The sequence below is a fragment of the Dehalococcoidia bacterium genome, assembly GCA_028711995.1.
Lineage (GTDB): Bacteria > Chloroflexota > Dehalococcoidia > SZUA-161 > SpSt-899 > JAQTRE01.
On record JAQTRE010000011.1, the window covers coordinates 1 to 18,582 of the forward strand.

The 18,582-nt window shown below is 51.8% G+C and carries 21 protein-coding genes; 20 read left to right on the plus strand and 1 reads right to left on the minus strand.

What is annotated here, in order from left to right:
* Positions 1-124: 124 nt before the first annotated feature.
* A complete protein-coding gene (locus tag PHV74_03200) occupies positions 125-487 on the minus strand; it encodes a hypothetical protein (GenBank protein ID MDD5093373.1) in 363 nt (120 codons plus the stop codon).
* A gap of 462 nt (positions 488-949) precedes the next feature.
* Here PHV74_03200 and PHV74_03205 point away from each other — a divergent pair, with 462 nt between their 5' ends.
* From PHV74_03205 to PHV74_03300, 20 genes are all read left to right on the plus strand, one after another.
* Positions 950-1,531: a flagellin gene (locus PHV74_03205; protein ID MDD5093374.1), complete on the plus strand. Its 582-nt coding sequence runs from the start codon at positions 950-952 to the stop codon at positions 1,529-1,531.
* Positions 1,532-1,748: 217 nt separating this feature from the next.
* Entirely contained in the window at positions 1,749-2,885 is a 1,137-nt protein-coding gene (locus PHV74_03210; GenBank protein ID MDD5093375.1) for a hypothetical protein, read from the plus strand.
* Positions 2,886-2,982: 97 nt separating this feature from the next.
* Positions 2,983-3,615: a hypothetical protein gene (locus PHV74_03215; GenBank protein MDD5093376.1), complete on the plus strand. Its 633-nt coding sequence runs from the start codon at positions 2,983-2,985 to the stop codon at positions 3,613-3,615.
* Positions 3,616-3,662: 47 nt separating this feature from the next.
* Complete coding sequence (locus tag PHV74_03220; GenBank protein MDD5093377.1) at positions 3,663-4,424, plus strand: hypothetical protein; 762 nt, start codon at positions 3,663-3,665, stop codon at positions 4,422-4,424.
* 596 nt (positions 4,425-5,020) lie between these two features.
* Positions 5,021-5,638, plus strand: a complete 618-nt coding sequence (locus PHV74_03225; GenBank protein MDD5093378.1) for a hypothetical protein — start codon at positions 5,021-5,023, stop codon at positions 5,636-5,638.
* A gap of 41 nt (positions 5,639-5,679) precedes the next feature.
* Positions 5,680-6,861 (plus strand): hypothetical protein, encoded by a 1,182-nt coding sequence (locus PHV74_03230; protein MDD5093379.1) that lies wholly within the window; start codon positions 5,680-5,682, stop codon positions 6,859-6,861.
* A 78-nt stretch (positions 6,862-6,939) separates the two neighbouring features.
* Positions 6,940-8,133 carry a hypothetical protein gene (locus PHV74_03235; protein MDD5093380.1) on the plus strand — a complete coding sequence of 398 codons (1,194 nt, stop codon included), beginning with the start codon at positions 6,940-6,942 and terminating at the stop codon, positions 8,131-8,133.
* Positions 8,118-8,657, plus strand: a complete 540-nt coding sequence (locus PHV74_03240) for a hypothetical protein (GenBank protein ID MDD5093381.1) — start codon at positions 8,118-8,120, stop codon at positions 8,655-8,657. The genes PHV74_03235 and PHV74_03240 overlap by 16 nt, the downstream gene beginning before the upstream one ends.
* Before the next feature lie 56 nt (positions 8,658-8,713).
* Positions 8,714-9,724: a hypothetical protein gene (locus PHV74_03245; protein MDD5093382.1), complete on the plus strand. Its 1,011-nt coding sequence runs from the start codon at positions 8,714-8,716 to the stop codon at positions 9,722-9,724.
* Positions 9,725-9,744: 20 nt separating this feature from the next.
* On the plus strand, positions 9,745-10,281 hold the full coding sequence (locus PHV74_03250; protein MDD5093383.1) for a hypothetical protein: 537 nt from the start codon (positions 9,745-9,747) through the stop codon (positions 10,279-10,281).
* Between the two features lie 39 nt (positions 10,282-10,320).
* Positions 10,321-11,100: a transglutaminase-like domain-containing protein gene (locus PHV74_03255; GenBank protein MDD5093384.1), complete on the plus strand. Its 780-nt coding sequence runs from the start codon at positions 10,321-10,323 to the stop codon at positions 11,098-11,100.
* 8 nt (positions 11,101-11,108) lie between these two features.
* The gene (locus PHV74_03260) at positions 11,109-11,528 is read left to right on the plus strand and encodes an ATP-binding protein (GenBank protein ID MDD5093385.1); all 420 of its coding nucleotides are present in this window, start codon (positions 11,109-11,111) and stop codon (positions 11,526-11,528) included.
* Positions 11,529-11,688: 160 nt separating this feature from the next.
* Positions 11,689-13,272, plus strand: a complete 1,584-nt coding sequence (locus tag PHV74_03265; protein ID MDD5093386.1) for a PAS domain S-box protein — start codon at positions 11,689-11,691, stop codon at positions 13,270-13,272.
* Positions 13,273-13,285: 13 nt separating this feature from the next.
* The gene (locus PHV74_03270; protein MDD5093387.1) at positions 13,286-13,672 is read left to right on the plus strand and encodes an STAS domain-containing protein; all 387 of its coding nucleotides are present in this window, start codon (positions 13,286-13,288) and stop codon (positions 13,670-13,672) included.
* Positions 13,673-13,778: 106 nt separating this feature from the next.
* Entirely contained in the window at positions 13,779-14,180 is a 402-nt protein-coding gene (locus PHV74_03275; protein MDD5093388.1) for an anti-sigma regulatory factor, read from the plus strand.
* 43 nt (positions 14,181-14,223) lie between these two features.
* Positions 14,224-15,633, plus strand: coding sequence for a PAS domain S-box protein (locus PHV74_03280; GenBank protein MDD5093389.1), 1,410 nt, complete (start codon positions 14,224-14,226; stop codon positions 15,631-15,633).
* Positions 15,634-15,646: 13 nt separating this feature from the next.
* Positions 15,647-16,048 carry an STAS domain-containing protein gene (locus PHV74_03285; GenBank protein MDD5093390.1) on the plus strand — a complete coding sequence of 134 codons (402 nt, stop codon included), beginning with the start codon at positions 15,647-15,649 and terminating at the stop codon, positions 16,046-16,048.
* A 65-nt stretch (positions 16,049-16,113) separates the two neighbouring features.
* The gene (locus PHV74_03290) at positions 16,114-17,160 is read left to right on the plus strand and encodes a phosphatase RsbU N-terminal domain-containing protein (GenBank protein ID MDD5093391.1); all 1,047 of its coding nucleotides are present in this window, start codon (positions 16,114-16,116) and stop codon (positions 17,158-17,160) included.
* A gap of 24 nt (positions 17,161-17,184) precedes the next feature.
* Positions 17,185-17,763, plus strand: a complete 579-nt coding sequence (locus PHV74_03295; GenBank protein MDD5093392.1) for a SpoIIE family protein phosphatase — start codon at positions 17,185-17,187, stop codon at positions 17,761-17,763.
* An 85-nt stretch (positions 17,764-17,848) separates the two neighbouring features.
* Positions 17,849-18,562 (plus strand): ATPase domain-containing protein, encoded by a 714-nt coding sequence (locus PHV74_03300; protein ID MDD5093393.1) that lies wholly within the window; start codon positions 17,849-17,851, stop codon positions 18,560-18,562.
* Positions 18,563-18,582 lie beyond the last annotated feature (20 nt).

Here is an 18,582-nt window from a genome sequence, read left to right on the forward strand (position 1 = left end):
TGACCACTGAGTCCAGAATGACCTGGCCCTCGGTGACGGCATGCACCACCTGGGTCAACTGACCGATCCTGTCTATGGAGTGCTTCAGCAAGAAGGCGCATCCTTTGGAGCTTTTCTTGGTGAATTACCTCAATTCCTTAATTCCTTGAATATCATAAAGCGTGGAGAGAAGGATGATTCCGATATTGGGGTACTGCTCGCGGATAACTTCCAACTGCCTGATGGTGCTCGGCTGAAGCATCTTGGTTCCCAGAAGCACCACATCCGGTTGCATTGCCGCCAGCATAGCGATGATGACTTCCAGCTTGGCGTCGCTGGATATTCCCGTCAGCTCAATGGTAGGCTCTGCCGGGAAAGCAGCTTTATAGGCCTCTTGTAATATCTCTTGCTCTTCTACGATAAGGAGTTTAATTTTCTTGACAACACTATCGTTCGTGTGATCAATCGTCTCTTTATCCGCAACCCCTGGCTTAACATTATCTATCATTGGTTCCTCCGTTTTAGCTCAAAGTGGGGTAGACATCAACATCCACCGACGTGACCCAAAATTTCTTGACGGGCATCCGGCCCACAAAATGCTCCAAACGCCTTAAGCCTATTTCCCTCTCCAAGGGATCAACAGGCTCCCATTCGGCGCAATCTATATCCTAACTAAAAGGTAGCTCTCTTGATGGGAATTGATGATTCTCATCCATCTGATCCCTGAATCGGGCTCTATTACCTACACGATACGCCGATTGGGCAAGATTTGCTAAGGGGGAGCCACCCATCTTTGTTTAGGCAGATTCATGTAAATCCTGTGGGGGATGGCACCTAGGAAAATTTGGGGATAAAACCTTGGGAAAATATGGGCTAGCCCGGTGTTTAACCGGGCCAAATGATAGTAAATTCAAGCCTGTGGAATATGATAATCCCTCGTCCAGTTGATTTTGACATGGGGAAGATTGGCATGAAGAACAGACTATACAGGAACCAGCAGGGGATTACCGGCCTGGAGACGGCCATTATATTGATTGCTTTTGTGGTAGTGGCGGCAGTGTTCGCCTACTCCGTTCTTTCGGCCGGTCTGTTCGCCTCCGAGAAGAGCAGCGAAGCGGTCTATAAAGGACTGGAGGAAGTCAAGAGCACCATCATTGTCGATGGCGCCCTCGTTGCCTACGAAGGCACCGGATGTGTGGATCGGATCACCTTCTCAGTCAGGCTGGCCCAGAAAGGAGACCCGGTTGATTTCACTCCGAACTCAGGACTGACCGCGGGCCAGAACAAGGTGGTTATTTCTTACCTGGATAAAGACCAGAAGCATGATGATTTGACCTGGACGCTGACACGGCTGGGAGCATGTGGCCCGGACTACCTGCTGGGTAATGACGAGCAATTTCAGATCACCATCAGCGGCCTTGAGGCGCTTCTGGACCCGGACCTCCAGGAGAATACAGATTTCTCCATAACTATGATGCCACCCCAGGGAGCATCGCTGACCGCAGAAAGAACTACTCCGCCGCACATCGATTCGGTGATGATCCTTCAATAAGATGGTTTGCCTGTGACTTACTCTGAAAACGGAGGTGGGGATGATATGTAAAAAGAGATCAACGCCAGGGCCCTTCAAAACCAGGCCCTGGGCTAAAATAGCACCTAAACTCGATCCAGGGAGGTGTACCGATTACGATAACGACACTTGAACGGGAAAGAGACCCGACGCCCTTACAGGGTTAGACAAGAAGATCAGAAAGAAAGGAGGACCAGATATGTTGGTAAAACTAATGCGAAGAATATACAAGAACCAGAAGGGAATAACCGGCCTGGAGACAGCCATTATATTGATCGCCTTTGTGGTTGTCGCCGCGGTATTTGCCTATACCGTCCTGTCCGCCGGCCTCTTCTCCTCACAGAAGAGCAGCGAGGCAGTTTACAGCGGATTGAAGGAAACCCGGAGCACGCTAGAGCTCAAGGGGGGCGTGGTTACCAAGGGAATGTCCATGATTGATGACTGCGAGACAGTTTGGACTGCGGACGTTGGCGCGGTCGTCCTAGAGACTGACCCTGTCATAGAACATGACAATAGCCTGCAAATAACGACGGCAACCGGCGCAAATATCCAGGCCCATCATGCAGTTCCTGCTACGGGAACCTGGGATTTGAGCGGTTGCACCAGCGTCAGCTTCTGGATCATAACCGGCAGTGATGTCAGTGCACTTGGCGGTAGCGCCATAGTACTTGACCTGTGTACAGATACCGCTGGCGCCGTTCCCGGAGAGACCCTGGCAATCGCTGCAGCCAACCTGGACGGTACTTGGCATCATGTGACTGTCAATTTGTCTGGAACGACCGCCAACTATAATGCCGTCGCATCTATAGCTGTGCGAACAACAGCCACCTGGGTATCAACTGAAACGGTCAATATTGATTGCATCGAGACCCAGGCATTCCAGGATATCGATCAGCAGCCCGTCAGCTATGCAGACTCAGTCCAATTCACCCTGGTGAACGCCCTGAACGGTGAATCCATCGACTTCACCGACACCACGGATATCTGTGACACTACTGCCGATACTGAGGGCGACGGAAACCTGAACGATCAGACCTCACAGCTTCACAAAGTGATCATTAACTACGGCGACCAGTTCCAGTACCTGGAGAACCTGGCCTGGACCGCCACTCCCATCGGACACGCCGATACCGATGAGCTACTCGACGCCGGCGAGCAGTTCCTGATCACCGTAGACCTGAGTTATGTAAACAGCACCGAGGATAGTAATGACGACACTAACAAAGTCACCGCAGGGAGAACCTTCACCATCGAAATCAAACCGCCGACCGGAGCAGTCATGGTCTTGGAAAAGACCATGCCGGATATCGTTTCCCAGGTGGATGGCTTGAACTAGGGATAGCATGAGCCGAAGGCTGTTTGTAATGGGGAAAGATAAAGAGACTCCGACCCCCGGCACTCACATTCCGGGAAGAATAGAGGGAGGAAATAAAATGATGAAATTCCTAAAAAGGATGCAAAAGAATCAAAAAGGCATCACCGGGCTGGAAACAGCCATCATCCTGATTGCCTTTGTAGTAGTGGCGGCAGTGTTTGCCTATACCGTTCTATCGGCCGGGCTTTTCGCCTCGGAGAAAAGCACTGAAGCGGTCTATTCCGGCTTGAAAGAAACAGGGAGCACCATAAAGCTTACGGGGCCGGTGATGGCCTTCCAGGATCCGGATGACACGGATCATGTGGGATGGATCAAGTTCACCTTGCAGAACGCCTTGAACGGGGAGCCGATCAACTTCACCCCGCCGACCAATGCTGCCGGACTGGCCGCGGCTGGAAGCGCCAATGTGGTGGTTCTGTCCTACTCTGACAGCAATCAGAGGATAGATGACCTCGCATGGTCGGTCATCAAGCTGGGCGATGCCGACGCGGATAACCTGCTGGACCCCGGCGAGAGATTTGAGATCGTCTGCACATCTCTAACGGGCGGCAGCATGTTCACCGACGTGCTCGCCACTGACATGAGCGCATACACCAAGTTTAATATCGAGCTGAAACCGCCGACCGGCGCCGCTCTGGTCATTCAAAGAATGCTGCCGGCTCATATCGACCCGGTGATGAACCTGAACTAGCCAAAGAATAGTCTTTCCCAGAAGTTCAATCTACTAAGGAGGAAAAGATGCTTACAAAACTGATGCGTAAGATATATAAGGACCAGAAGGGCATCACCGGCCTGGAAACGGCCATCATTCTCATCGCCTTTGTGGTCGTAGCGGCAGTATTTGCCTATACCGTTCTATCCGCGGGGCTTTTTGCCTCGGAGAAGAGCAGCGAGGCGGTTTACAGCGGATTGCAGCAAACCCAGAGCACACTGGAGATGCGGGGGGGGATAACCGCCTATGCCAGTAACACCGGCGATGCCCATGAGACGGCTGCCGAGGACGTGCATACCAGTGCTGATGGTGAGATCACTGTCGGCGCTTGTGTGACCCGATTGCAGTTCACTGTGGCCAACGTGCTGGGAGGAGAGCCAGTCGATCTGACACCCAACTACACGGCAACGACAGTGGATTCACCCTCCACCCTGGCCGCCTCCGGCTATAATGACAAGACCGTCATCAGCTTCAGGGATCAGTACAACATCTTCCCGGAATGCGCCTGGACGATAGATTGGATCGGGCAGGCCAGCCAGGATAATCTGCTACAACCCGGCGAGAAGGCCATGATCACTGTATGGCTGATAGATCATCCCGACGCAAACGAATTCCACCTGAATGCCGCCGCAAACTCAGCCTTCTTCACAGATGCCGATGCGGTTGCCAGCAGGCTGGTGGATATCAATCACCAGTTCACCCTGGAAATCAAGTCCCAACAGGGAGCCGTTCTCACCTTGGAGAGAACCACCCCCGCCTTCTTGGATGCAGTGATGGATCTGCAGTAGAAGAAAACAGGAACAACTGAACACAGCAACCTACTAGGATGTTTGGAGGGGGCAGGGCAGGAATTCTGTCCCTGCCCCCTGCTCTGTAAAAAGCAGGCGGCTTAAGTGGTGAGTTGTTCGATGAATTGAACTCCCCCGTTAATCCCCCTCTTTCGCAAAGCGGGGGAAAGCGGCAGGGGACTTTAAAAAGGGGCCATTACAACTGCTCCGAATTGAGTGTTTGTTGAAACGATCTCCGTTCGTGCTGAGCTTGTCGAAGCATGAACGGATAAGATAATGCCTCTCTTTGCAAGCAAGCGCTGGCCCACCGGAAATGCCTGACAGGACTGCCGACTTGCAAAGGCAAAACGCTCACTTAGAGGTGGGGGTGCACTCATCAATTATTCTGCATGTGTACCATCACACAACTTTCAAGTTGCCATCATTGAGGCAGATTGGGTAATACCCTACGATAGAAGGTAGCCTATAGACTTGGAGAAATTCCGGCCGAAGTGGGCGCGTACCGATGGAGTCAAGGAAAGGGTTCCTTCTGAATTCAGAGGGGTCCGGAACAACAGGAAGTCTGTATCTGAAGTACTTAGAAGCAGGAGAAAGTTATGTTGGCAGAATTCATAAAGGGAAAAAGCATCACCCGGCTGGCACTATCCTTCATGCTGGTCGCCTTGCTGGGAGAATCAGCGTTGGTCGCCTACGGCACATTCTTCTATGAAGAGGATAAAGCAATTGTCTTTGCCGGCCCAGAGCAAAACAGCACCCTGCAGCTCAGGGGAGCCGTGCTGGCTAAAGCCGATCCCGCTCAGGGCTGTGTGGATGAGATGATTTTTACGGTAGCCCTGGCCGATGGCGCAGAACCGGTGAATTTCGCTATGACCCCGGATGCCAATGCCGATGGCAAGTTGAATGATGAGACGGCCCCGATCCATACCGTGATGATCTCGTACGTTGATGCCGATCAACGAGTCGATGATCTCACATGGAGCTTTGCCGAATACGGCCCCGGCGACGAGGACACGCTTCTGGAATCCGGCGAGAACTTTCGTATTACCCTGGGGGCGGATAACAACGGACACTGCGGTCTGCTGCAAAACGCGCTCAGTCCTCAATTAGGGACATCCGCCCCATTCACCATCGAGGTGAAAACGCCCAATGGAGAAGTACTCCGTATAGAAAGGGTCACTCCTGATGTTTATAGCCCGGTAATGAATCTGAGCTAGTGTTACTTTGCCGGAGACGGCGTAACCGGAACGAGGTTGAAATGTGTAACAAACTCATCAACAGCATCCATCGTGATCAAAGGGGTATAACCGGATTGGAGACGGCGATTATTCTGATCGCATTCATAGTGGTAGCCTCTGTATTCGCCTACACTGTGCTTTCAGCGGGCCTGTTTTCGTCTCAGAAGGCAGAGGAAACCATTCATTCCGGAATTGGGACGGCCGAATCGACCATGAGCATCAAAGGGGGAAATGTCATCGGCTACACCGGTACTACCAATGGAGATGAGTGCGTAACCAAATTGTCGTTCATCGTCGCCAACGCTCTGGACTCCGCCAAGGCAATCGACCTGACGCCCCCTTATCATCTTAATTCCAGCGGAGCGCTGGTGGCTGGCCCCCCGGCGACATATGGGAGCGCCGTGATCAGCGATTGCGAGACTAACTGGACCGCAAGCGCCAATGTTACCGCTGCTCTGGACTCTGCGGATACCAAAGAGGGATCAAACAGCGTCAAGCTGACGGTGGCCGATGGATTTACCACCGGATTGGCGGCATATTACGCCTACACCGCGCCAGCACCTGAAAATGCCGTCACGGCGGCACGCGTACAACTCTGGATTAAGTCGAGCCTTTCCCAAACGGCAGGGAATATTCAGTTGCTTCTCTGCTCTGATGCAGCAGGAACAACCCCGGTGGCAACAGGAACGCTCGACATACCGGCATTGACTGCCAACGTATGGCAAGAAGTCTCTGTTGATCTGTCAGTTGCCACTGTTTTAAGCACAGACACCGTAAAATCGATCGGGATAAAGGCGGTGGCGGACCCGGGCGCCACGGTCATCAATGTGGATGACGTGAACGCAGCAATTCTGACCACTGGCGGCAACAACAACAATGTCACCATGATCGCTTATGACGATGGAGTTCAAGTGATTGATGACGTGGCATGGACAGTGGAAATCGTGGCCGGGATCGAAGAGGACGACGACTACCTGCTGGAGAACACGGAAAAGGCAACCATCACGGTCTGGCTGCAGAATTACGATGGGTCTGCCTATTCCAATGGCTCCGGGATATCCGATCCCTTTATTGACTCCAATACCAATCATCTAAAGAGCAATGATGCTTTTCACCTGCAGGTGATGCCTCCCAGAGGAGCCACACTGCTGATTGAGAAGCGAACGCCAGCCTATCTTGATCCGGTAATGCGCCTGTATTGAGGGTCGGCAGTCAATTGTTAGCCAGAACTCAAAAACGAATCGCTAGAAGCGCAATTGGGAAATCTCCGGGAGTAAATCGTGGAGACCAATAAGAAAATCGACGAGCTGGAAAGCGAATTAAAGGTATTAAAGAACGAAGTGCAGAGCGTGCTCATCGATATTCGAGAGCATGTTCTATCCTACTATAAAAATCCCTTCCAGATGGTGAACCTCTCTCCCCCAAAAGGTGAGGGGGCCGATAGCGCCACGAGCAGCACTAACACAAACGTAAGTGGGGGCAAGGAACAAGTCGTCACAGAGAAGCCCCCGGAAAGGAATGAACAGGAACAGGATAAAGGGGCCAAGATGGAAGATATCCAGGAAGGAACCAGCCAGTTGAAAGCCCTTATGGATCAGTTGGAACGAGAAAGGCAGGCATTGAAACAAGAACGCTTGAGACCAGTGGCGGCAACTCCTGCACCGCTTCCAGAAGAACCGGTGCAGCCGGAAATAGCCGCTTCACCTGGCCCGGCCGCTCAATTCTCACAGCCTTCCCAGTGGGGCGGACAATCTATGCCCGGATCACAGCCACCTGGCGCTGGAGCTGAGATTTTCGAAGGGCCTTCTGCCCGACCGGTGGCCAGTTCGCGAAAGAGAGCAACGGGGAGAAGAGAGCGCTTCGACGAATCAGAAGGAGAAGACAGGGGGAATTGGAGTGAGCCAAGAGTCAGCAGTAGCTATCGAGCTGAGGCAAGAGGCGCAAGATTGTCTGATGAAAGGCAAGATGAAAGAAGGCCTGGAGTTGACTCAAGAGGCGGCAGTAGCTATCGAGCTGAGGCAAGAGGCGCAAGATTGTCTGATGAAAGGCAAGATGAAAGAAGGCCTGGAGCTGAGTCAAAAGACGGCAGTAGCTATCAAGCTGAGGCAAGGGACACAAAAACACCTGAGGAGGGAATTCCAGCTGTTGACGGGAAGCAAATGAATCTACTGACCCTGGTGGGGTTGGTGAGATGGGTAGAGAGAAGCATCAAGAAGGTCGGCAAGGAGAAGGTGGAAGCCATTGTGGAGATATATCGGACGGCAGGATATCTCCCCGAAACTCACAAAGAAATTATTGCCCAGATCATCCGCTTGGCCGAAGGCGAAAAGCCGGAGGGGCCGGTGACAATGGGCGCCTCTATCCTGGTCCTGCTCCAACTCGATAGCCTTCTGGGGGGGAAATTCCAAACTGAATCATCCATCATCTCCACCCTCTTTAATGAAGACGGAGGCTATCCGTGGACAAAGCAATAATCACCGTCCTGCTCATCATTGCCGGGGTGGTATGCGTGACCGTCATGTTCAACGGCATTTTCCCAGCAATCACCAAGGGAAGCGATGCCGTTGTGAGCATGGCATCACAGGTGGATGATCGCATTAAGAGCCAGGTTAGCATCGTCCACGCCGTCAGCGAGTACGACCCGGATAGTCCCGGCGAATGGAATGATGTGAACGGCAATGGCTCTTTTGACGTATTCGCTTGGGTCAAGAATGTGGGCGATTCACGCATACTGGCCGTCAATGGCTGTGACGTTTTCTTTGGCGCCGAGGGAAATTTTCAAAGAATATCCCATGATGACTATGTAAGCAGTGGATTCCCCTACTGGCAAGATACGATTGAGGACACCGCCACCGAGTGGGGCAGAGGGGAAACCCTCAAGATAACGATTGTATTCGCGGATAGTTTTGCCAGCTCCGGAATGGCAGCGGGGACGACCTACCTGATGAAAGTGATCATTCCCAATGGCATTTCCGACGAAATATATTTCAGCCTGTAGGGGCGTATCGCGATACGCCTTTACTTTGAGGCCAATTCAAACAAAAAGAGCTGATTATGGAAAACGCAATCGTCGCTATATTCGCCATCGGCCTGATATTGTTTGCCATGCTGGTGCTTTCTCAGGTCTCCCTGTCTTCGACGGATACGATCGCCACAGCCTGGCAACAGCGGGCAGATACGTCAGCCGACATATCAAAAACCCGCATCTCATCCCTTGGCGTTGAAACTCAGAACGGGGGCTCGATTATCAACGTGACGTTGAAGAATGAGGGCACAACCAAGATAGCGGACTTCGACCACTGGGACGTCATTCTTCAATACGACCACTCGTCCAGTGAGATCATCGAAATCCTGGCGGATAATTTTGAGACCGGGACGCTGGACAACTGGACACAGGATGCCTACAACGACTGGGATGTCAGCACCGAGCGATTCAGCGAGGGCAGCTATGCGGCACACGTGGATGACGCAGATGCCGATTCGATTCTCACTTTAAAAGACGCCATCGATTTCAGCCAGACCAGCGGATGGGTGCCGTACACCTTGAGTTTCTCCTGGTTCATTGAAAACGGCCTGGATGCAGGGGAATATCTGGCGCTGGATATCTGGAACGGTACTGCCTGGGACCCGATAGACCAGCTCGACGGGGATGCCACCCCATCGGAGGAGAACCAGTGGTTCGATGAGGTGATTGACATTACTCCTTATACCGTCAGCGACTTCAGGATTCGTTTTCGCGGACGTATGACCGGCCAGAATGAGGATGCCTTTGTGGATTCGGTGAGCATAACCGCCACACCTGACCCTTCTACCGGTCATATCGAACGGCTGACCTATGCCGAAAGCTCTCCGGGAAACTATGAATGGACAAGTCGAGGTATCTATCTGAATGCCGGCGCCAGCGAGCCGGAAATGCTTGAACCGGGGATTTTAAATCCCGGTGAGGAGATGATCATTCAACTGCAGGTCATTCCGGCGATCGGCGCTAATACGACAAATCAGGTGATAATATCGGCCCCCAACGGGGTCTCGACTTCGGCCATTTTTGCCGGTCCGGCATCTTAAATGTGCGCTGATGACTATCGATGGAAACGATACTTATTGCTGTGGTTTGTATCGCCCTGATATTGTTCGGGGCGCTCACTCTATCTCAGGTATCGCTATCTTCGACAGACGAGATCTCCATAGCGTGGCGACAAATGGAGGATAACTCGGGAGACATCGCCAGAACTGAAATCACCTCGATGGGTGCTGAAACTCAAAATGCCGGAGCCATAGTTGAATTGACACTGGAGAATACGGGAGAAACCAAATTGCGATCCTTCGAAAAATGGGACGTGATCATCCAATACCATGACGATCCGAATAATGACATTTTTATCAAAAGGGTTCCCTATGCCGAAGCTGCTCCGGCCGACAACGAATGGACTGTTGAGGGAATTTACATGGATGCCGGCACAGGAACTCCGGAGGTTTTTGAATCGGGGATTTTCAATCCGGATGAAGAGATGGTGATTCGAATGCAGCTCTCGCCAACCATACTGGCAGGAACAACCAATACGATAACGGTAGCCACACCTAACGGTGTCTCAGCCTCCGCTATTTTCATCGGGACACCCTAAAGGCTCGCGATCGGCAATTAAGGAAGCGAAGCGAAAACAATGAGAAGAGAAATACGTGGCCTTCTAATAGTACTGGTGATATTGATGGCAACGGCATCCGTTGTAATCGGAGTTGTCGATTCCAAAAACGGGGCTCAAGGGGGAATGACGATTTCGCTTCGGGGAACTGCGCCTCCTGCAAATACCCCGCTATTCATGATCGAAAGGTCCCCCGATGCCAGGTACCTGAGGAGTGCCCTGGGAATCACCTACGATGGGAAGGAGTGGCAATTGGATAAGATCGCCGGCCAGCTTCAGAACGTCAACCGGTCCTCCGATGACGTGAAAAGGCTCCCTCTATGCACGTCTTCACTATCCCAGAGCTACCGCGATTTCAACAGAGATGTGCTGAATGAAACCGCAACCCTGGTGGATCCACGATGCCTGCAATTGCCGGACAGTATCTCGGACAGGGTGAAGGACCTCTCCCGGCGTATCACCGAAAATATGCCCACCCCGTTTGAGAAAGCCCGGGCAATAGAGGAATTCCTACGTGTTAGATATAAATATAGGCTGGACTACCAAGAAGCACCTCCCAACTGGGAGCCGAATGACTGGTTTCTGTTTGAATCCAAGGAAGGTATCTGCAGTAACTTCAATTCCGCCTTTGTCATCCTAGCCCGGGCATCCGGCATCCCTGCAAGGCTGGCCGCGGGCTACTACATCAAGCCGGATGACGGAGAGCAACAACAAGTTGTCTATGCCAATCAAGCTCATGCCTGGGCAGAGGTGGGATTTCAGGGATTGGGCTGGCTCGCCTTTGAGGCGGTCCCTCAATGAGGGCGCAAATGAATGAGGAAAAAAGCGTACTAATCAAAAATGAATCGGACATAATCAACGCCTGCTCAACAGGAAAACAGATGGCTGCCACGATCGGGCTGGGTATTGTTGAGCAAGCCCACATCGTTACGGCTATCGCGGAACTGGCTCGTAATATCATGGCTTATGCCGGAAGCGGGGTAATCAGTTTCCATTTACTGGGCAATTCTGGAGACAATGGGCTGGAGATTATGGCAGTGGATAGCGGACCTGGCATTGCCGATATTGAATTGGCGATAAGAGGCGTCTGCGCTTCTGGAGGCGGGTTGTGCGGAGGTTTGATGTGTGCCAAACGGTTGATGGATGAATTCCAGATAGAGTCGGAGGTGGGGAGAGGAACCACGGTGACCATCCGCAAATGGAAGCCTGAACGGCAGACAGGTCAATAATCGTCCCGCGGGAGGATAACAGAAAGGCCTCCGATAAAGAGAAGCCTTTCTCAAAAATAACCCGGGGATTAAACAATATTCAGTCGGGGTTTCCCCGAATCATTAAGAGGAGAGAGGGAACAAGATGCCGCAAAAAGGACCTGTAAGGAAAAGTGTCACAGTGAGCGCGAAGAAGTCGAAGGGGCAAGCCCCAAATACGCTCCGTTCGGAACCGGAGAGCCTGTATGCTGCCGTGGTGGAGCGGGCCAATGATGGCATCATCGTCACCCAGGACGGCATACTCCAGTTTGTCAACCCGAACTTCGCTCGAATGGTTGGGTATGACGATGCGGAACTTCAAGGAGAATCCTTTACCAAGGTGCTCACACCCGATTCACTGAAGATTATAGAAGAGCGCTATGAAGGCAGAATGTGGGGAAAAGAACTGCAGCCAACTTATGAGATCGATCTCCTCACCAAGGATGGTGAGATTCTGCCCGTTGACGTAAGCACGGGGGTCATTGAATACCAAGGCAAGATAGCCGATGCGCTCATTCTGAGAGACAATACCAAACGCAAGCGCGAACAAGAGACTTATAGACTCATCGCCAACTGTTCTCTGATTGGAACCTATATCGTCCAGGATGGCATATTCATTTTTGTTAACACCGAATTTCAGAGAGCCTTGGGATACAGTGAGGCCGAATTACTCAAGATGGGGCCCCATGAAGTGGTTCATCCGAAAGATAGAGAGAGGGTGAGGGCAGACGCCATCGCCTCACTCAAAGGCGAACGCAGTGACGGATACGAGTTCAGGACGATCACCAAAAACGGATCGATCCGGCATGCCTATGAAAAGGTGGCCTCTATCGAGTTCGGGGGCCGAAAAGCGACCATCGGCAGCTACATGGACATCACCGGACGCAAGAAGATCGAGGCAGCCGCCGCAGATATCGCCGCCTACTATGAGAGCATCGTATGCTGCATCCCGGAGATGTTGCTTACATTCAACAAAGGGGAGGAACTCACTTTCTTCAACTCAGCTTGCGAGCAATTTGTGGCACAGAAAGCAGATGATCTCCTCGGAAGACCCAAGTGGGAGATATTTGAGGAGCTAAATCTCCTTACCCCGGAATCGATAACCAAAGTCAAGGGAAAACTGGTAGCACATTCCAAAGACGGCAATCCTGCCTCAGGGATAGATGTAGAAGCTTTGGACAGGGACGGCAACAGAGTGCCCCTGATCTATTCTGAGGCGGCGATAAAAGATGCGTATGGGCAGAGTGTTGGAGAGATGGTGTTGCTGAGTAACGTGAGCAAGATGAAGCGATTGGAAGAAAAGCTGGTAGACACCGTGGAGAAACTCAAAGCAAGTCAGGAAGAGCTCTCCACTCCGGTGATCCAGGTCTGGGATAAGATACTCGCGCTGCCCGTCATCGGCCTAGTGGATAGCAACCGCGCCCAGACCATTATGGACGTCCTCCTCTCACGCATCGTGGAAACTCAGGCCGAAATGGTCATCCTCGATATCACCGGCGTCTCCACCGTCGATACCCAGGTCGCCAATCACCTCATCAAGACCGTGGAAGCCGCCAACATGCTGGGAACCGAATGCGTCATCACCGGCATCAGACCGGAGACAGCCCAAACCATGATCCGCCTCGGCCTGGAAATGGATTCATTCCCCACCAAGAGAACCCTCCGCGACGGATTGATGTTTGGCCTCAAGAAACTGGGCTTTGAGGTGAAAAGGGCCGCCCGATGACAGGAGGACTTACATGCTGCAAGTAGAACAAATACCCATACTCAAAATCGATGATTTCCTGATCACCTCTATCCAGGTTGCCCTCCATGACAAACTGGCTTTGTCGTTCCAGGATGGCGTCCTGCGCAAGATAGAACACACAAACGCCAAAGGGCTCATCATCGATATCACCGCCGTGGATGTGGTGGATAGCTTTATTACCAGAATTCTGGTCGAAACAGCCGCTATGGCCAGAATGATGGGCACAAAGACGGTGCTGGTGGGACTGCGCCCTGACGTCGCCATTACCCTCACCGAATTCGGCATGAAACTGAAAGGAATTCAAACTGCTCTCGATCTCGAAAGAGGATTGGCTATGTTAAGAAAAGAGATCGAGATGGACAATGAGGAGTTCTGTTGAGCAAAGCAGGATATCTCCTGCCCGGGGATATATCGGAACTTGAGCGGCTTTTCCTTCAGCAGTTCGGAGCGGCCCATCAAGCATTCAACATTCAAGGAGTGAAGGGATGGATATCGAAAAAAGCGTATTGATCAAGGATGAATACGATATCGTCACTGCCCGATCAACGGCAAAACAAATGGCTGCCGAGATCGGACTGGGGATAGTTGATCAATCCCGAATTGCTACTGCTGTTTCAGAGCTGGCCAGGAATATCGTCGTCTATGCCGGCAAGGGAGTCGTCAATTTCCAGTGGCTCAGTGAGAACGACAGGAACGGTCTGGAGATTGTTGCCGTAGATAGCGGCCCCGGCATTGCCGATATTGACTGGGCGATGACGGATGGATACACATCAGGGGGTGGTCTGGGCATCGGTTTGCCGGGAACCAAACGATTGATGGATGAATTTGAGATCGAGTCGAAGGTTGGCAGGGGAACCACCATAACCATCCGCAAATGGAAGAGATGATTGTCCGGAATGCTGCAATACTGAAGGAAAAACAGGGGGTAAAATGCGACAACAAGAAGCAACAAAAGCGAATCCAAAAGTGAAGGGTGCGTCCTTTAGAGACTATGGCTCAGATATGCCCGCAGCGAAGCTGGATAGCATCTATGCCGCAATGGTAAACCTGGCCGATGACGGATTGGTGATCATCATAGACGGGATTTTCGTGTTTGTAAACTCCACATTTGCCCGAATGACCGGATATGATACGACAGGTCTTATGGGGCAATCTTATCTAAAGGTCATCGCTCCAAGATGGCAGAAGCTTGTTAGGCGAGAGTATGAAAGCAAGATATCAGAAAGGAGAAGTGCCTCCAATTATCGCATAGAGCTTGTTGGCAGAAACAACCAGACCGTTCCTGTGGAAGTCCGATTGGGGAAAGTCAATCACAACGGAACCAGGGCAGACATGGTCATTGTCAGGAATATTACCGAGCACAAACGGATGGAGCAGGAAATACAGGAAAGAAACCGGCAACTGGACGCCCAGAACGAGGAGCTCAAAACAAGGCTCGATGAACTGGCCAAATCCAGGGCATTCAGCGAGGGATTGCTCAAGAGCATGATCGATGGATTCTGCGTCTTTGACCTTGAGGGGAGATTAATTGACATCAATGAAGCTCTCTTGAAAATGACCGGCTTCAAGAAGGAGGAGATTATAGGGCTTCAGTTTGAGCAGATAATTGCTCAACTGACTGCTCCGGCCGAGGCAGAGAAGATGTCCGCCGGGATCAAACGGTTCATGGCCGGAGAGCCGGTGGGGATCATACGGATGCTCATCACTAACAAAGGCGGCAATCAGCTCACGATATCGATTGCCAACAGTGTGGTAAAAGATAACAAAGGCATCCCGACAATGTGGTTTGCAGTCATAAGGGATGTCACGGAGCAAGAACAGGCCGAGGAAAAAATTCAGGCGCAGTATCAGGAAATTGAGGTATACTCTCACGAACTGGAGGCAGCCAATGATGAGCTGCAAGCGTCTCAAGAAAAACTACTGGCGGCCAATCGAGCGCTCACGGTAAGTCAGGAAGAGCTTTCCACTCCGGTGATCCAGGTCTGGGATAAGATACTGGCTCTGCCCGTCATCGGCCTGGTGGATAGCAACCGCGCCCAGACCATTATGGACGTCCTCCTCTCACGCATCGTCGAGACTCAAGCCGAAATGGTCATCCTCGATATCACCGGCGTCTCAACCGTCGATACCCAGGTCGCCAATCACCTCATCAAGACCGTGGAAGCCGCCAATATGCTGGGAACCGAGTGCGTCATCACCGGTATCAGACCGGAGACAGCCCAAACCATGATCCGCCTCGGCCTGGAAATGGATTCATTCCCCACCAAGAGAACCCTCCGCGACGGATTGATGTTTGGCCTCAAGAAACTGGGCTTTGAGGTGAAAAGGGCCGCCCGATGACAGGAGGACTTACATGCTGCAAGTAGAACAAATACCCATACTCAAAATCGATGATTTCCTGATCACCTCTATCCAGGTTGCCCTCCATGACAAACTGGCTTTGTCGTTCCAGGATGGCGTCCTGCGCAAGATAGAACACACAAACGCCAAAGGGCTCATCATCGATATCACCGCCGTGGATGTGGTGGATAGCTTTATTACCAGAATTCTGGTCGAAACAGCCGCTATGGCCAAGATGATGGGCACAAAGACGGTGCTGGTAGGACTTCGCCCTGACGTTGCCATTACCCTCACCGAATTCGGTATGAGACTGAAAGGGATTCAAACGGCACTCGATCTCGAAAGAGGGTTGGCTCTATTAAGAAAAGAGATCGAAAGGGATGGGGATTGGGTGGATCAGAATGAGAATCTATAGACAGGATTGAGATGACAAACCCTTCGCGTCGGCGCTCAATTTATCAAGAGATGCGGTAAGGAACAATGAACAGCGATAGGCTTCCGGAATTGCAGGCCAGATACACTGAGGCGTTGCGCAACTATGTGCAGACTCACAGTGAAAACGCCTTGTTCAGCATATCCAAACTGAGCAAGGAATTCATGAGTGAAGGCCTTGGCCCGGATGATGTCACCAGCATGCATTCTGTAGCCATGGGCAGAATCGTCAACGAACTGAGCGGCGAGTCGGCCATGAGCGCTTTTCATAGCTCTACGGAGCCACTGCTGGAAATCATGATGAACTACGCCATGTTCTACCATACGCATATGGAGAAACATAGACAGCAGATTGCCGAATTTGAGGGCGGCGACAGGGTGAAGGAGATGGAGAAACTGGCCAGCGTTGGCCTGATCTTGCTGGGTATGACCAGCGAGATGGTGATTCAAATGGAATCGGTTACCGCATACACGAATATGATGGCCCAGGGCGGGATAAGCAAAGCCAAAGAGCTCTCACAGATAGTCATGCAAGAGGCAACACAGTTACAAGAGATGCTTAAGACGGCATTCCTGTACTCCCGAAAAATGGCCAAGCGGACAGATGACAGAATGTCAGTCGTTTTGAACGACCTCCTGGTAGAATCCATCGACGTGGTGAGGAATGCGGTCAGGCTTGACTCTGTTGCCATTCAGACCAACTACAGGATTTCGGTCAAAATAAACGTCAATCCCGTCGAAATGCAGCAGGCATTGGTGAACCTGATTGCCAGCGCCATTAATATCATCCAGGGCAGCGGCAGTTTAATGATCTCTACTACCATCGATGAGAGTGGTGCACGAGAGATTGTGGCCTTAAAGATCATTTCCAGCAAGAACGGTCCGGCCAAACGTCCGGATATATTCAGTCTGCCGATGGCAAAATCAGACGTCGGATTGAACATCGCCGCCAGCATCATAAGAAGAAACGGCGGTGCGATTGATGTTGTTAGCGGTGAAAATGGCATGCATATCACGGTTCGCATGCCGGTGGCAAGTAAAGCAAATGACTTCATCGGAAGCGTTGCCATGTCGGCAAGGCAGCCTGTAGCCTAGCCATTTGACCCGCTGTGAGGAGATATGGATTTAGGAATAGCAACCAGACCGAAGGCAAACGAAACCTCAAATGGCGATGCCTATTTTGTCGGTGAGCACGAGAGCACTGTGCTCTTTGCCATGATCGATGGACTGGGACATGGGGAGCAAGCAAATGACGCTGCCAACAAAACCACAGCGTTTCTGGCCAGTCATCTGCAGCAGGACCTGGTATCGCTGATAAAGGGATGCCATCAGGAGTTGCGCGGGAGCCGAGGCGCTGTAATCGGCATCGCTTCAATTGACAGGCAGACCCAGTCGCTCAAGTATGCGGGAGTCGGAAACATCGAGAGCAGAATCGTCACAAGAGCAGTGACAGAAGGGATCAAGGTATCGCATCTGATATCCATGAATGGGATCGTCGGCTGTAACCTGGGAAGAGTGAACGCTATGGAGTATCCCTTTCACGTCGGGGATATCATCGTCATGTTCAGTGACGGTATTTCTTCCAGGCTCAACCTCTCCGAATTCCTGCCGGTCCAGAATCTGCAGGCAGCCGCCGAGAAGATTCTGATCAAACACGGCAAGGATGATGACGCCACCGTCCTGTTGGCAAGGTTGTGATAAACGGTGTGTGGTCTATTGACCGTTTGCGATTGCCCAATCCGGTTGGCAATCAGGAATTCCAACAAGATACGGGAGAACGCTCGTGACAACAAAGGCAAAAGCAGAAGAAAAACTGATCACCTCGGGCAGCGCCGAGATCGATAGAAAGATGGGAGGCGGCATTCCCAAGGGATCCCTGACGCTCATAGAAGGCCAATCGGATGCCGGTAAATCCGTTCTTACCCAGCAAATCATCTGGGGATCTCTCAATACCGATTGCAGGGTCACTCTGTTCAGTACCGAGAGCACCATCAAGAACCTGATGAAACAGCTCGATAGCCTCGGGCTGCATGTCACCGATTATCTCCTGCTGGATCGACTCAGGGTGTATCCGGTCCAACTGGCAAAGGGCGGGGTCGATATAAACTTCGCCTTGAAGATCATGTCTGAGGCCTTTCACCGTGAAGCAGATGCCGAGATGATCATCATCGACTCTCTGACCTCTTTTGTTACCAACGTGCCAGTGGAATCTACCATTGCCTTTTTTGAGGACTGCAAGAATCTTTGCAACGAGGGCCAGACCATTCTCATCGTCATCCATGCATACGCCTTCAGCGAAAGTACGCTGGTGCGTGTGCGCTCCATGTGTGACGCTCACCTGAACCTGCGAATTGAGCAGCTGGGAGACAAGCTGCTGAAAGTGCTCGAAGTAAGCAAGATAAGAGGCGCTACCCGAAACACGGGCAATATAGTGGCTTTTGAGATAGAGCCTGGATGGGGAATGCGAATCATTCCTGTGTCCAAGGCGCAAGTATAGTGCGAATCAAGGATCGGGGA